Source organism: Paenibacillus sp. YPG26 (assembly GCF_023704175.1).
Taxonomy (GTDB): domain Bacteria; phylum Bacillota; class Bacilli; order Paenibacillales; family Paenibacillaceae; genus Fontibacillus.
Genome location: NZ_CP084530.1, coordinates 1,140,215 through 1,153,148, shown reverse-complemented (window position 1 = coordinate 1,153,148; position 12,934 = coordinate 1,140,215). Strand labels below are relative to the sequence as shown.

Genomic DNA, 12,934 nt, shown 5'->3' with positions numbered 1-12,934 from the left:
ACACCCCTTTAAGATTTAATGGGTTTGTTAATGACCTGGTCTATAATTCCATAGGCCTGTGCTTCTTCCGCACTCATGAAGTAATCGCGGTCTGTATCCCGTTCAATCTTATCCAGAGTTTGACCGGTACGTTCCAAATATATTTGGTTGACCTTTTGTTTTGTCCTAATGATCCATTCTGCATGAATCTTGATATCTGAGGCTTGACCTTGCACTCCACCTAGAGGCTGGTGGATCATCACTTCACTGTTTGGCAGGGCAAAACGCTTGCCTGGTGCTCCCGCAGTAAGCAGCAATGAGCCCATGCTCGCTGCCATACCAACACAGATGGTAGAAACATCCGGTTGTATAAACTGCATTGTATCATATATACCCATACCTGCTGTAATAGAACCACCAGGCGAATTGATGTATAAATGGATGTCTTTCTCAGGATCTTCGGCTGCCAAGAACAAGAGTTGGGCAATTACGATATTTGCTACTTCATCGTCAATTGCATTACTGAGAAAGATAATACGATCCTTAAGAAGTCTGGAATAAATATCGTAAGATCGTTCTCCCCGACTCGTTTGTTCTATAACCATAGGTACGATACTCATAGTCCCAAGCCTCTTTTCTCTATTCGTATTATCTATACAGAGCCCCAATAAGCATACACTAAGGTCATCCTGTATATCACATTTCCTATTTTATCATGTTCACAGACCTCTGTCATTTTTCACACAGGTAATTACAGAGTTAGCAGAACGCGATGGAAGAAAATGTATTCTTTCTTAGTGAAAAATAAGGCACGCATTTGAAATACGTGCCTTAAGGTTATCCCTTACAGTGTAACTATATATATGCTGAATCAGCTTATTGATTTAAGCAAAAATTACTTCTCTTCAGCTGCTTCTTCCTTAGCATCAGCAGATGGCTTCAACTGGTCAGCTGGAACCTCTTTTGCATTCTCAAGAAGGAATTGAATCGTTTTGCGAAGCAATACTTCTTCACGCATGCTTCCAAGAGAACCGTTAGCCGCAAGGATATTGCGGATTTCTTCAGGCGTGCGCTTGTAAGCCTCAGCCATTGTGTTCAGCTCAGCATTGAGCTCGTCCTCAGTAACTTCAATGTTCTCTTCTTTAGCGATTTGTTCAAGAACAAGGTTGTTGCGAACGCGCTTCTGAGCATCGCCTTCCATTTGTTCTTGAAGTTCGGTAAGAGTCTGTCCAGAGAAGCTAAGGAACATTTCAAGGTTCATACCTTGAGTACGAAGACGGTTGTCGAAATCGCGAACCATGTTCTGTACTTCACCTTGCACCATAGCACTTGGAATTTCAACTTCCGCTTTCTCTCCAACCTGATCAACCAGGTAGGATTCGCGGGCTGCTTCGTTCTCTTTCGATTTGCGGTCAGCAAGCTGCTTCTTCAAATCTTCTTTATATTCTTCAAGAGTATCAAATTCACTAACATCTTTGGCGAACTCATCATCAAGTTCTGGAAGCTGCTTGCGCTTGATCTCATGAACTTTCACTTTAAATACAGCTTCCTTACCTGCCAATTCTTCTGCATGGTAAGCTTCAGGGAAAGTAACTGTAACATCCTTGAAGTCACCTGTAGCGAGGCCAACTACTTGCTCCTCGAAACCAGGGATGAATGTGTTGCTGCCCAGCTCAAGGGAATAACGCTCAGACTTACCGCCTTCGAAAGGAACGCCATCAACGGAACCGTCAAAGTCGATTACGACAGTGTCGCCGTTCTGTGCAGTTTCTTCGTCGATAACAACAAGCTCAGCGTGACGCTGCTGAAGACGCTCAAGCTCTTGAGCCACTTCTTCTTCAGTTACTTCCACGTTCTCAGCTGCAACTTCGATACCTTTGTATTCGCCAAGCTTCACTTCTGGCTTAACAGTAACTTTAGCTTTGAATTTGAAAGCTTGTCCTTTGCCAAATTGCTCAACGTCTACTTCAGGACGGTCTACCGGGAAGATGTCAGTCTGCTCAACAGCTTCGCTGTATACTTCAGGGAGCAAAATATCAATGGCGTCTTGGTAGAGGCTTTCAACCCCGTAACGCGCTTCGAAAATTGGCCGAGGCACTTTGCCTTTACGGAATCCAGGTACAGTGGCTTTCTTGACTACTTTGTTAAAAGCTTTATCCAGCGCTGCAGATACACGATCCGCATCCACTTCGACCTCGAGAACGCCGAGGTTCTTCTCTATTTTTTCCCAAGTTGCTTTCATTTTATGCTTTCCCCTCCAAAATAAGTTCACATATATTGAATCCTGATATGTATCCGGCTTCAATTTCATTATTCCTCACTCACGTACAGAACAAGAACAACCACTACATTATAAACAACAACACAGCTTTTTACAAGTGTTCCACGGCTGGGCGAAGCAGGAAAAACAGTCCGCCTCCATTTATCTGCCCTGTCCCGAATAAACAAACTGTTTCATAGATCTGTAGACCTGCTCATAGCGGAGGCGAAGAGCGTCCGTAATCCCATATACCAGCCTTATATCACTATCACTTCTGCCATCAGGAAGGCTCTCTGAAATCGTCTGATGCAGCGCCGCAGCCCAAATGTCCATTGTGCTGTCATCCTCGGTCAGAATAGACGCATAATCCCTTGTGCCATACACCCCCATAACGAATTGGAACCAAAATTCCTGAGCGAAATAGAACAGGGTCGGGTTATGAACCTGGGTCTGGTCGCCTACACGCTCCAATATTTTTTGGACCTGCGGCGGGAAATCGGCTGACTTTAGCGGAACGGTCTCGAGTTCAACTTCCACTGGCTCCTGACCCCGGACAAAACTAACGATACCTTGGGCACCTCTACGGCGCAAGGTCTGCAGGATATGGAATTGAATCAGGGGATGTATGTTCTCCCTGTCCAGCCAACCGTGCAGAGCCTCATCAATCTCCGGCATATCCAAATACGACAGCTGCTCAAGCGCAAGTAGTGAATGCTCGGATAACGGGCTCTCCATAGCTGCCTTAAGCAGCTTGTTCCCATAGTCCTTGTCCAGGGCGAGCTTGGCTTCAATATGCATGCGGGCCAGCGACTCTTCGTCCTCTTCATATATGCCAGTCTCGATTCCTCCCCCTGATACTCCGGGAAAAGCGTCTCTAAGCCAGTCAAGCAGCGCCTTCCATTCTTCATACTGTCTGGGCTCCTGCCCCTGACACTGAAGCAGGAACTCCAACAGCTCTCCGGCCTCGCCATAGCGCTCGGTCTCCAGCATCCGGGTTAGCTCCATCTGATAATAATCGAGTGTCTTGGGAAACAATACAATGTTATCCCTTCCCTCGGGTCCATGCATATGAATAAATGTCCCTCCTTTCCTCCGGTTTCAATTTATTTCGTAGATTATAGCATAGTGCATACCAAATTTAAAAAAAGCGGCTAAAACTATTTATTTTTCCAGTTGCTTAGCAAGCCAGTTTGTGATAAAATTTTCTTTGCTTGAAATTTTCATATGTCTCAGTAGCTCAGCTGGATAGAGCAACGGCCTTCTAAGCCGTCGGTCGGGGGTTCGAATCCCTTCTGGGACGTCATCAGAAAATCTCTCCCTTTGGGAGAGATTTTCTTGCGTCCCGGGGATGAGAACCCCACAAGGGGTTCGTCGAAGCAAAGCCGCCGATGCCGAATGGCTCGGGGATGAGCGGAGTCTCGAGCTGAGCGAAAGCATCCCTTCTGGGACGTCATCAACAAAAATCTCTCTTTTTTGGGAGAGATTTTTTGCGTCCTAGGGGATGAGAACCCCACAAGGGGTTCGTCGAAGCAAAGCCACCGATGCCGAATGGCTCGGGGATGAGCGGAGTCTCGAGCTGAGCGAGACCACCCCGACTGGGACGTCATCAACAAAAATCTCTCCCTTTTGGGAGAGATTCAGATTGCAGACAAACTCCTTGTTCCCGTTAGGAACACAGGAGTTTGTCTTTGTTTTTTTTCTGTAAGAGATCATAAATAAAGCGAAATATCGCTTTGAGCCACCGGACTTCCAGAGCCAGGTGGCTAACTTTTTGAGGTTCATGCAAGCAAAAACGAGCATCGCCTGCATGGAAACTTTACGAAGTCCTCGTAAAGTCGTCCATCGCATGCCATGCTTTTCCTTTAGATCTGCAAATACGCGCTCAATCGTTTCCTTGCGCTGTGAGTAAATTTGTTTGTTTTCATCGGTATGCCGAAGGTGGTCTGCTTCTTCCAGATAGTCAGCCCAAATATGGCGGCTAATTCGCTTAGTGAAGTCCTTGCTTTCGGTACACTGACTCAAGAAGGGGCAGTCTTTGCATATTGTGGGATCGGAACGATACATCTTGTACCCTTCCCGGTTCGTCAATTCATAGGTTAGAAACTCATGGTTCGGACAGATATAGGCATCGTAGTGCTCATCGTATACGTAATCATACTTCTTGAAAAAGCCATCCTTCGTACGAGGTCTTGTGTATGGCATAACAGGCCGTATCCCGTCATCGATCAGCAATTTACTAATGTAGGGAGTCTTATATCCAGCGTCAACTGCTACAGCTGTGGGCTTGCCCAGAGACTTCTTTACGAGCTCAAGCACATCCTCAAACACCTGGCTGTCATGTACATTTCCTGGAGTTACTTTCGCACCCAGAACAAAGCCGTTGCGGTCGCAGGCCGTATGAAAACTGTAGGCAAATACACGTTCTTTTTCGCCCTTTACAAATAGTCCGCTCTCAGGGTCGGAGATGCTTGTTTTTGTTTCTTTCAGAGCGGACTTAGGCTTTTTTCCGAAAGGCTTCTTCCCATGCTGGATCCGGTCTTCATTAATCTCTTTATCAAGCTGCTCTTGGTACTTTTTGCTTTGCTCCTGTACCATCGTTTTTTCATATTTATTTTTGTTGGCGTTTGCCTTCACATGCGTTGCATCCATGAAAAGCACGTCAGGCTCTACAAAGCCATGCCCTAAAGCTTCTTCCAGAATACGTGCAAAAATGGATTCAAAAATATCCGTGTCCTTAAACCTGCGAACATAGTTTTTACCAAAAGTGGTGAAGTGGGGAATGGGCTGGGTAAAGTCATAGCCGATGAACCAGCGGTAAGCTACGTTCGTTTCAATTTCCCGAATGGTTTGGCGCATGGAGCGAATGCCAAATAGATACTGGATAAGCACGATTTTAATCAGAACTACGGGATCGACACTCGGACGCCCTGTAACCGCACTGTATTTATCTTGAACCAGCTCGTATATAAAACTAAAATCGATCGCATTTTCTAACTTGCGAACCAAATGATCCTTAGGCACAAGGTCGTCTAGCGCATTCACAGAAATCTGAAAGCGACCTTCATAATTATTTTTACTAATCATCATTTACACCTCGAATCAACCTTTTCCTTGACTTATTCTACAAAAAAAGTCTGTAGACCTGCTCCTTTCGGAACTTTGTCTTCAGACTAAATCTCTCCCTTTTGGGAGAGATTCAGATTGCAGACAAACTTCTTGTTCCCGTTAGGAACACAGGAGTTTGTCTTTGTTTTTTTCTGTAAGAGATCATAAATAAAGCCAAATATCGCTTTGAGCCACCGGACTTCCAGAGCCAGGTGGCTAACTTTTTGAGGTTCATGCAAGCAAAAACGAGCATCGCCTGCATGGAAACTTTACGAAGTCCTCGTAAAGTCGTCCAGCGCATGCCATGCTTTTCCTTTAGATCTGCAAATACGCGCTCAATCGTTTCCTTGCGCTGTGAGTAAATTTGTTTGTTTTCATCGGTATGCCGAAGGTGGTCTGCTTCTTCCAGATAGTCAGCCCAAATATGGCGGCTAATTCGCTTAGTGAAGTCCTTGCTTTCGGTACACTGACTCAAGAAGGGGCAGTCTTTGCATATTGTGGGATCGGAACGATACATCTTGTACCCTTCCCGGTTCGTCAATTCATAGGTTAGAAACTCATGGTTCGGACAGATATAGGCATCGTAGTGCTCATCGTATACGTAATCATATTTCTTGAAAAAGCCATCCTTTGTACGAGGTCTTGTGTATGGCATAACAGGCCGTATCCCGTCATCGATCAGCAATTTACTAATGTAGGGAGTCTTGTATCCAGCGTCAACTGCTACAGCTGTGGGCTTGCCCAGAGACTTCTTTACGAGCTCAAGCACATCCTCAAACACCTGGCTGTCATGTACATTTCCTGGAGTTACTTTCGCACCCAGAACAAAGCCGTTGCGGTCGCAGGCCGTATGAAAACTGTAGGCAAATACACGTTCTTTTTCGCCCTTTACAAATAGTCCGCTCTCAGGGTCGGAGATGCTTGTTTTTGTTTCTTTCAGAGCGGACTTAGGCTTTTTTCCGAAAGGCTTCTTCCCATGCTGGATCCGGTCTTCATTAATCTCTTTATCAAGCTGCTCTTGGTACTTTTTGCTTTGCTCCTGTACCATCGTTTTTTCATATTTATTTTTGTTGGCGTTTGCCTTCACATGCGTTGCATCCATGAAAAGCACGTCTGGCTCTACAAAGCCATGCCCTAAAGCTTCTTCCAGAATACGTGCAAAAATGGATTCAAAAATATCCGTGTCCTTAAACCTGCGAACATAGTTTTTACCAAAAGTGGTGAAGTGGGGAATGGGCTGGGTGAAGTCATAGCCGATGAACCAGCGGTAAGCTACGTTAGTTTCAATTTCCCGAATGGTTTGGCGCATGGAGCGAATGCCAAATAGATACTGGATAAGCACGATTTTAATCAGAACTACGGGATCGACACTCGGACGCCCCGTAACCGCACTGTATTTATCTTGAACCAGCTCGTATATAAAACTAAAATCGATCGCATTTTCTAACTTGCGAACCAAATGATCCTTAGGCACAAGGTCGTCTAGCGCATTCACAGAAATCTGAAAGCGACCTTCATAATTATTTTTACTAATCATCATTTACACCTCGAATCAACCTTTTCCTTGACTTATTCTACAAAAAAAGTCTGTAGACCTGCTCCTTTCGGAACTTTGTCTACAGACTGAAATCTCTCCTTTTGGGAGAGATTTTTTGCGTTCTAGAGCTTATTTTCTGTCAGTATATTCAGGAACTGTGCTGCACGCGGACTTTTGGGCTGCTGCAACACTTCTTGCGGGGTACCCTTTTCTATAATCCGGCCACCATCCACCAGAATAATCTGATCGGCTACCTCGGCCGCAAATTTCATCTCATGTGTTACTACGACCATGGTCATCCCTTCAGCAGCCAAGCCTTTCATAACTCTAAGAACTTCGCCCACCAATTCCGGGTCCAGTGCCGAGGTTGGCTCATCGAATAACAGAACCTCAGGATCAACCGCCATCGCCCTGGCAATACCTACCCGCTGCTGTTGCCCTCCCGACAGCTTATGCGGGTATGAATCCGCCTTATCCCTAAGTCCAACCTTGTCCAGCAGTTCAAGCGCATGACTGCGTGCCTCATCCTTGCTCTTCTTCTGCACGGTAACCTGCGCTTCCATCACATTCTCAAGTGCAGTCATATGTGGAAAGAGGTTATAAGACTGAAATACCATCCCGCTCTGCTTGCGCAATTTAAGAATTTGATCCTTCTTCGGCTTAATGCCGTCTCCAAATTCCAGCGATACCTCACCTACCCGAAGTGTGCCTTGATCGGGTTGCTCAAGCAGATTGAAACAACGCAGCAGCGTTGTCTTCCCGGATCCGGAAGGGCCGATAATAACGAGCACCTTTCCTTTATCCAAGGTCAGATCAACACCTTTAAGCACTTCAAGAGAGCCGAACGATTTGTGCAAATTATGAACTTCGATCATCGTTCATCCTCCTTATCTTGTCGAGAAACGGTCCAGCCGCTTCTCCAGGTAATTCTGCAGACTTGATAGCACTGTGCTGAGTAATAAGTAGAACAATCCAGCTTCTGTGTATAATAGCAACGGCTCGAAAGTGGTAGCTACAATTTGCTGGGCCGTGCGAAGCATTTCAACGTAAGTGATACTTGCCGCTAGAGAAGTATCCTTCACCAGACTGATGAAGGAGTTCGCCAAAGGCGGGACCGAGACACGCGCAGCCTGGGGCAAGATAACTCTTCTAAGCGCCTGCATCCGTGTCATTCCCAGCGAATAGGCAGCCTCCCACTGTCCTTCCTGAATCGACAGAATGGAAGCCCGGACAATCTCCGAGCCATAGGCTCCCACACTCAGCGAGAATCCGATCACAGCAGCAATGAATGGATCCAGAGTTATACCTACCGAAGGCAGGCCGAAAAATATTATAAATAACTGCAGGAGCAAGGGAGTCCCCCGAATGATCCACACATAGAATCTTGCAATCAGCCTAGGAATTCTCCAGCTCGAAAGTCTAGCCAGGGCGGTTATTACAGCAAGAATGAGACCGATTGTGAAAGAGATCAGGGTCAGTGGAACGGTAAAAGCTACCGCGGCTTTTAGCAGCGGTAGCAAGGAATCCATAAAAATCTGTAGTTTGCGATCATCCATTTGGCAAGCATCCTTTTACCTTGAGATTAACTTATTTAGATACATCTTCTCCAAAATATTTCTCGGAAATCTTCAGGTAAGTTCCGTCACTCTTCATGTCTGCCAGCGCTTTGTTAACCGCGGCAACAAGATCGTCTGCCCCTTTATTGAACAAAGCCGCACTGTTTGAAGCATCTGTGGATGTATCCACAACTTTAATAGGTGCATCCGGCTTCTGCTTCTTCAAATCCAGGTAAGACAAGCCATCATTAACCGTAGCATCGATCCGTTTGGCGGTCAATAGATCAATCGCCTGATTGAAGCCTTCTGTAGACACGATTTCTGCGCCGTTATCTTTTGCAATTTGAGTCAGGTTGCTCGTAAGGGACTGTCCTGCCTTCTTCCCTTTCAGATCGGCGAATGTCTTAATATCCGTATTATCCTCCGGTACGATCAGCACCGCTTTGGATACAATGTATGGGTCGGAAAAGTCATACTTTTCCTTACGCTCGTCAGTAATCGATACTTCGTTAAATACCGTATCAAAACGTTTGGCATCCAGTCCTGCAATCAGGCTGTCCCATTGTGTCTCCACAAATTCAGGCTCTACGCCAATGCGCTTGCTAACTTCCTGTGCAATTTCTACGTCAAAACCTGTCAATTTGCCATCTTTGTCATGGTAGGTGAATGGAGCATAAGTACCTTCGGTTCCGATCCGCAGCTTCCCGCTTGCCTTAATGGCCTCCAGAGCTGTCTGAGCCTTGGAGCCTGACGTGGAATTTGTGGTACCTGCGTTGTTATCCTTGGAATTCCCGCATGCTGATGCTACCATCGAAACTAACAATACCATAACAAGCAAACTTATCTTTTTCATACAACATGACCCCTTGTCCAATAAATTTTCTCTACCCAAAATTATCTGGTTACTTGATGGTACACCGACTTATAGAAATAATCAATACATTTTTCCTACAATTCCTATTAAATTTATATGATTAATTCCGGACTATAGAATTTATCATTTACTGTCCGCCTCGAAATCATTCTTGTAATTTGAGTTATCCAGTCAGAAAGAGATACAATATAACCAAAATAATTTTGCAACAGGAGGAGAAGCAATGTCCATTTACAATTATAAAATAAAAACAATTGAAGGCACCGAAACGACACTTCAGCCGTATGAAGGTAAGGTTCTGCTTATTGTCAACACTGCGAGTGCCTGCGGCCTAACTCCCCATTATAAGGGACTTCAGTCTTTGTATGACGCCTATAAGGATCAAGGGCTTGTTGTGTTAGGGTTCCCTTCCAATCAATTTGCCGGACAAGAGCCTGGGACAGAGGAAGAGATCAAGCAATTCTGCGAGCTCAACTACCAGGTCACCTTCCCTCTATTCTCCAAAATAGATGTGAAAGGCGAGAACGCTCACCCCTTATTCGTACATTTGGTCAACCATACACCTGCCCCTTACCATACGGGAGAGATCGAGTGGAATTTTGCCAAGTTTCTGGTAGACCGGGCTGGGAATGTGATCAAGCAATACAGCTCACGGACGGAGCCGGAAGCTATTGAAGCCGATATTAAGGAACTTCTGTAAAAACGCCAACAGAGCAGCAATCCTCCCTTGAATGGAAGGATCGCTGCTCTGTTCTTTTGTCACCGACTAGCTACGCCTATTTCTTAAGCTTTCTGCTGTTGAACCAAAGCGGAACACGGAACAGCAGATTAAGGAATAACACCACGAATACCAGGACCGCTGCTGATTTATCAGCAATCTGCTTCGCATCCTCGACAATGGCTTCGGATTGGACATACCAGAGATGAACAGCAAGGGTCTCACCTGGTGAGAACAAGCTGAAGTCCCACATTTCACCAGACGTACTAAGCCCCGCTGTCAAAATAATAACCGCCGACTCCCCAAAAGCCCGGCCCGCCACCAGGCAGATTCCAGTAATAATCGCATGCAGGGATACAGGCAGAATTATGGTACGGATTGTCTGGAATTTGGTTGTCCCAAGCGCGTAAGAGGCATTTCGAAGCTCAACAGGCACATCCCTCACGGCTTCCTCCGTGACGCGTGCCAAGGTTGGAAGATTCAGGAACGCCAAGCTAACCGCCCCGCCCAGAATCGTAAGCCCGATATCGAAATATTCGGCAAAAATAGCAAGACCCAGCATTCCGAATACGATGGAAGGTACGGAAGACAGAGTCTCCACGCAGATTCGCAGCCCTTCAGTAAATTTGTTCCTCGGCGCATATTCCGCCATATAGATACCGGCGCCTACACCTATCGGTATAGATATGATCAGGGAGAGAATTAGAATGTAGAAGGAGTTGAACAGGACAGGTCCTATTCCTCCTCCTACATCAATCTCTTCCGGCAGCTTGGTCAGGAATTCCAGACTGATTCCCGGCAGACCTTTGCTAAGTATGGTGTACAACAGCCAGAAGATGAACAGCAGGACAGCAGCTCCCAGAGCATAAAAGGAACCCGTAGCGGCCTTGTCCCAGATCAGTGCCCGTCTATTCTTCCTTGTTGGCATAAAGCTGCTTGGGTCAGGACTGCCCTGATGGTTATTAGATGTAACGCTGCTCATGCGGCATCTCCTCTCTTTCTGCTAATTAGACGTATAATCATAATCAATCCAAAAGAGATGATCAGCAGAAGGAAAGCCATCATATGCAGCGCATAGTTCCAGGTGGATTCAAATTCCACGTTGGAAATCTGCATTACTATATTACTGGTAAGCACGGATGTCGGAGAGAAGAGTGAAGTCGCCAGCTGCGCGGTATTCCCGATGACCATGACCACAGCCATCGTCTCACCGATAGCGCGTGTCATTCCGAGTATAATAGCAGCCGCTATTCCTCTTGAAGCAGCCGGCAGCACCACCTTCATAATTACCTGCAGACGGGTAGATCCCAGAGCATAGGCCGCCTCGCGATATTTCTTGGGTACAGCGGATATGGCATCATCACTGATCCGGCTGACCGTTGGCAGAATCATAATGGTGAGTACCAGTGAAGCTGCAAGCAGACCGTCTCCCAGGTTCTCTCCACTCCATTCCCGAATTAGCGGGATCAGCACAGTGAGACCCAGGTACCCGTAGACTATGGATGGAATACCAACCAGAAGGTCAAGAATCGGACGTATAAATGACTTCAGCCATTTGGGAGCAATCTCAGCAATCAGGATAGCCATTCCGACTGAAATTGGAACTGCAAATACCAAGGTAAGAGCGGTTAAAGATATCGTATTGATGATAATGGAAGCCGCTCCGAATTTGTCCTCTTCCGGCGTCCAATCAAAGGACAGAAAGAAATCGGCAAGCGAAATGTCTTTGAAGGTCAAAATGGCCGTTTTGCCAATGAAGAAAACAACCAAAGCCAGCACCAGACAGAGTGCCAGTATGCTTAATAAGAAATAATATTTGAATAATCCATTCGTGAACCGCACTCTCGACCCACGGCCCCGCTTCCATCTGGATGCCGGAACCGGTGTCTGCATTACACTACCCTTATGTGCAGGCAAATCATGAACTGGTGTGCTCATTTCGTTCTACTTCCTCCCATACAGCAGCCAGCCCCGGGCAGGGGCTGGCTGGTTAACGTTACATGTTGAAGCCTGCTGACTGCGGCCAGCTAAATTCTTACTTCATTGCAGAAATCGGAATGAATTTCAGCTTCTTAAGTGATCCTTCCTGGAACTTCTTGCTTTGCACGTAATCGATGAAAGCTTTCGTAGCGCCAGTTGGCTGGCCTTTTGTCATGTAGTAACCATAAGACCAGACTTTGTACGAGCCTTTGATCACATTATCAACAGTTGCAGCCACACCGTTGTGTTTAATCGCTTTGAGATCGCCGCCAGTAACGTATACAAGGTCAATATATCCGATAGCATTCGGAGTTGTAGCCACGGCCGTCTTCATATCGCCGCTGGATCCAACTTCTTTGTAGTTCTTAGCTTTCTTTACAATATCTCCACCACCAAGGGCTTTGGCCTGATAGTTAACACGGGTACCGGAACCGAAGGCACGTGTGATTACAACGATATCCGCATTGCTGCCACCAACCTCTTTCCAGTTCGTGATTTTGCCACTATAGATACCTTTAAGCTGGTCTGTAGTCAGGTTAGCGACATCCACATTTTTGTTAACTACTGTTGCAAAAGGAATTACTGCTACTTTGTTAGCCACTTGCCCTGCGAACGCTTTGAATCCTGGAACATCCGTGCTTGCATCCCAGTCACAAGCTCCGATTTGAGCGATGCCTTTTTTAACTGCTTGAGGACCTGTTACAGAACCTTTACCGGAGGCAGCAATTTTCACCTTAGGGTTCAATCTTTGGAATTCCTTTGCCGCCTGCAGAGATAAAGGAAGAAGTGCAGTGGAACCATTAATCGTAATTTTACCCGATACCGAGCCTGCAGCCTGAACGGAAGATCCTACACCTGCAGAAGATAGAATAACTGCTGCGGCTACCGCCACCAAAGATACTTTTTTGAACAATTTCATGATTAA

General features: G+C 46.1%; 11 protein-coding genes, 1 tRNA gene and 1 pseudogene. 2 read left to right on the top strand and 11 right to left on the bottom strand.

The window, feature by feature from the left end:
• Nucleotides 1-8 precede the first annotated feature (8 nt).
• From clpP to LDO05_RS05350, 3 genes are all read right to left on the bottom strand, one after another.
• Nucleotides 9-599: an ATP-dependent Clp endopeptidase proteolytic subunit ClpP gene (gene clpP / locus LDO05_RS05360; RefSeq protein WP_251377857.1), complete on the bottom strand. Its 591-nt coding sequence runs from the start codon at nucleotides 597-599 to the stop codon at nucleotides 9-11.
• A 275-nt stretch (nucleotides 600-874) separates the two neighbouring features.
• Nucleotides 875-2,221: a trigger factor gene (gene tig, locus LDO05_RS05355; protein WP_251377856.1), complete on the bottom strand. Its 1,347-nt coding sequence runs from the start codon at nucleotides 2,219-2,221 to the stop codon at nucleotides 875-877.
• A gap of 180 nt (nucleotides 2,222-2,401) precedes the next feature.
• Nucleotides 2,402-3,307, bottom strand: a complete 906-nt coding sequence (locus tag LDO05_RS05350) for a hypothetical protein (protein WP_251377855.1) — start codon at nucleotides 3,305-3,307, stop codon at nucleotides 2,402-2,404.
• A gap of 158 nt (nucleotides 3,308-3,465) precedes the next feature.
• On the opposite strand from LDO05_RS05350, the gene LDO05_RS05345 reads away from it, so the two are divergent.
• Nucleotides 3,466-3,539 (top strand) — tRNA-Arg (locus LDO05_RS05345).
• Nucleotides 3,540-3,985: 446 nt separating this feature from the next.
• Here LDO05_RS05345 and LDO05_RS05340 read toward each other — a convergent pair.
• From LDO05_RS05340 to LDO05_RS05320, 5 genes and pseudogenes are all read right to left on the bottom strand, one after another.
• Nucleotides 3,986-5,323 (bottom strand): annotated as a pseudogene (locus LDO05_RS05340) (IS1182 family transposase); the annotation flags it as partial.
• Between the two features lie 112 nt (nucleotides 5,324-5,435).
• On the bottom strand, nucleotides 5,436-6,881 hold the full coding sequence (locus tag LDO05_RS05335) for an IS1182 family transposase (protein ID WP_251378619.1): 1,446 nt from the start codon (nucleotides 6,879-6,881) through the stop codon (nucleotides 5,436-5,438).
• Between the two features lie 122 nt (nucleotides 6,882-7,003).
• Entirely contained in the window at nucleotides 7,004-7,756 is a 753-nt protein-coding gene (locus LDO05_RS05330; protein WP_251377854.1) for an amino acid ABC transporter ATP-binding protein, read from the bottom strand.
• A gap of 12 nt (nucleotides 7,757-7,768) precedes the next feature.
• A complete protein-coding gene (locus LDO05_RS05325; protein WP_251377853.1) occupies nucleotides 7,769-8,437 on the bottom strand; it encodes an amino acid ABC transporter permease in 669 nt (222 codons plus the stop codon).
• 31 nt (nucleotides 8,438-8,468) lie between these two features.
• Complete coding sequence (locus LDO05_RS05320) at nucleotides 8,469-9,290, bottom strand: amino acid ABC transporter substrate-binding protein (RefSeq protein WP_251377852.1); 822 nt, start codon at nucleotides 9,288-9,290, stop codon at nucleotides 8,469-8,471.
• A gap of 244 nt (nucleotides 9,291-9,534) precedes the next feature.
• Here LDO05_RS05320 and LDO05_RS05315 point away from each other — a divergent pair, with 244 nt between their 5' ends.
• Nucleotides 9,535-10,011, top strand: a complete 477-nt coding sequence (locus LDO05_RS05315; protein WP_251377851.1) for a glutathione peroxidase — start codon at nucleotides 9,535-9,537, stop codon at nucleotides 10,009-10,011.
• 76 nt (nucleotides 10,012-10,087) lie between these two features.
• On the opposite strand, the gene pstA is transcribed toward LDO05_RS05315, so the two are convergent.
• The 3 genes from pstA to LDO05_RS05300 all read right to left on the bottom strand — a co-directional run bounded on the left by pstA (nucleotide 10,088) and on the right by LDO05_RS05300 (nucleotide 12,928).
• Nucleotides 10,088-10,957 carry a phosphate ABC transporter permease PstA gene (gene pstA, locus LDO05_RS05310; protein WP_481857046.1) on the bottom strand — a complete coding sequence of 290 codons (870 nt, stop codon included), beginning with the start codon at nucleotides 10,955-10,957 and terminating at the stop codon, nucleotides 10,088-10,090.
• A 50-nt stretch (nucleotides 10,958-11,007) separates the two neighbouring features.
• On the bottom strand, nucleotides 11,008-11,967 hold the full coding sequence (gene pstC, locus LDO05_RS05305; RefSeq protein ID WP_251377849.1) for a phosphate ABC transporter permease subunit PstC: 960 nt from the start codon (nucleotides 11,965-11,967) through the stop codon (nucleotides 11,008-11,010).
• 97 nt (nucleotides 11,968-12,064) lie between these two features.
• Nucleotides 12,065-12,928 carry a phosphate ABC transporter substrate-binding protein gene (locus tag LDO05_RS05300; RefSeq protein ID WP_251377848.1) on the bottom strand — a complete coding sequence of 288 codons (864 nt, stop codon included), beginning with the start codon at nucleotides 12,926-12,928 and terminating at the stop codon, nucleotides 12,065-12,067.
• Nucleotides 12,929-12,934 lie beyond the last annotated feature (6 nt).

Coding starts and splice junctions, on each gene's coding strand:
- clpP (WP_251377857.1), bottom strand. CDS start 599: ATGAGTATCGTACCTATGGTTATAGAACAAACGAGTCGGGGAGAACGA.
- tig (WP_251377856.1), bottom strand. CDS start 2,221: ATGAAAGCAACTTGGGAAAAAATAGAGAAGAACCTCGGCGTTCTCGAG.
- LDO05_RS05350 (WP_251377855.1), bottom strand. CDS start 3,307: ATGCATGGACCCGAGGGAAGGGATAACATTGTATTGTTTCCCAAGACA.
- LDO05_RS05335 (WP_251378619.1), bottom strand. CDS start 6,881: ATGATTAGTAAAAATAATTATGAAGGTCGCTTTCAGATTTCTGTGAAT.
- LDO05_RS05330 (WP_251377854.1), bottom strand. CDS start 7,756: ATGATCGAAGTTCATAATTTGCACAAATCGTTCGGCTCTCTTGAAGTG.
- LDO05_RS05325 (WP_251377853.1), bottom strand. CDS start 8,437: ATGGATGATCGCAAACTACAGATTTTTATGGATTCCTTGCTACCGCTG.
- LDO05_RS05320 (WP_251377852.1), bottom strand. CDS start 9,290: ATGAAAAAGATAAGTTTGCTTGTTATGGTATTGTTAGTTTCGATGGTA.
- LDO05_RS05315 (WP_251377851.1), top strand. CDS start 9,535: ATGTCCATTTACAATTATAAAATAAAAACAATTGAAGGCACCGAAACG.
- pstA (WP_481857046.1), bottom strand. CDS start 10,957: ATGCCAACAAGGAAGAATAGACGGGCACTGATCTGGGACAAGGCCGCT.
- pstC (WP_251377849.1), bottom strand. CDS start 11,967: ATGAGCACACCAGTTCATGATTTGCCTGCACATAAGGGTAGTGTAATG.
- LDO05_RS05300 (WP_251377848.1), bottom strand. CDS start 12,928: ATGAAATTGTTCAAAAAAGTATCTTTGGTGGCGGTAGCCGCAGCAGTT.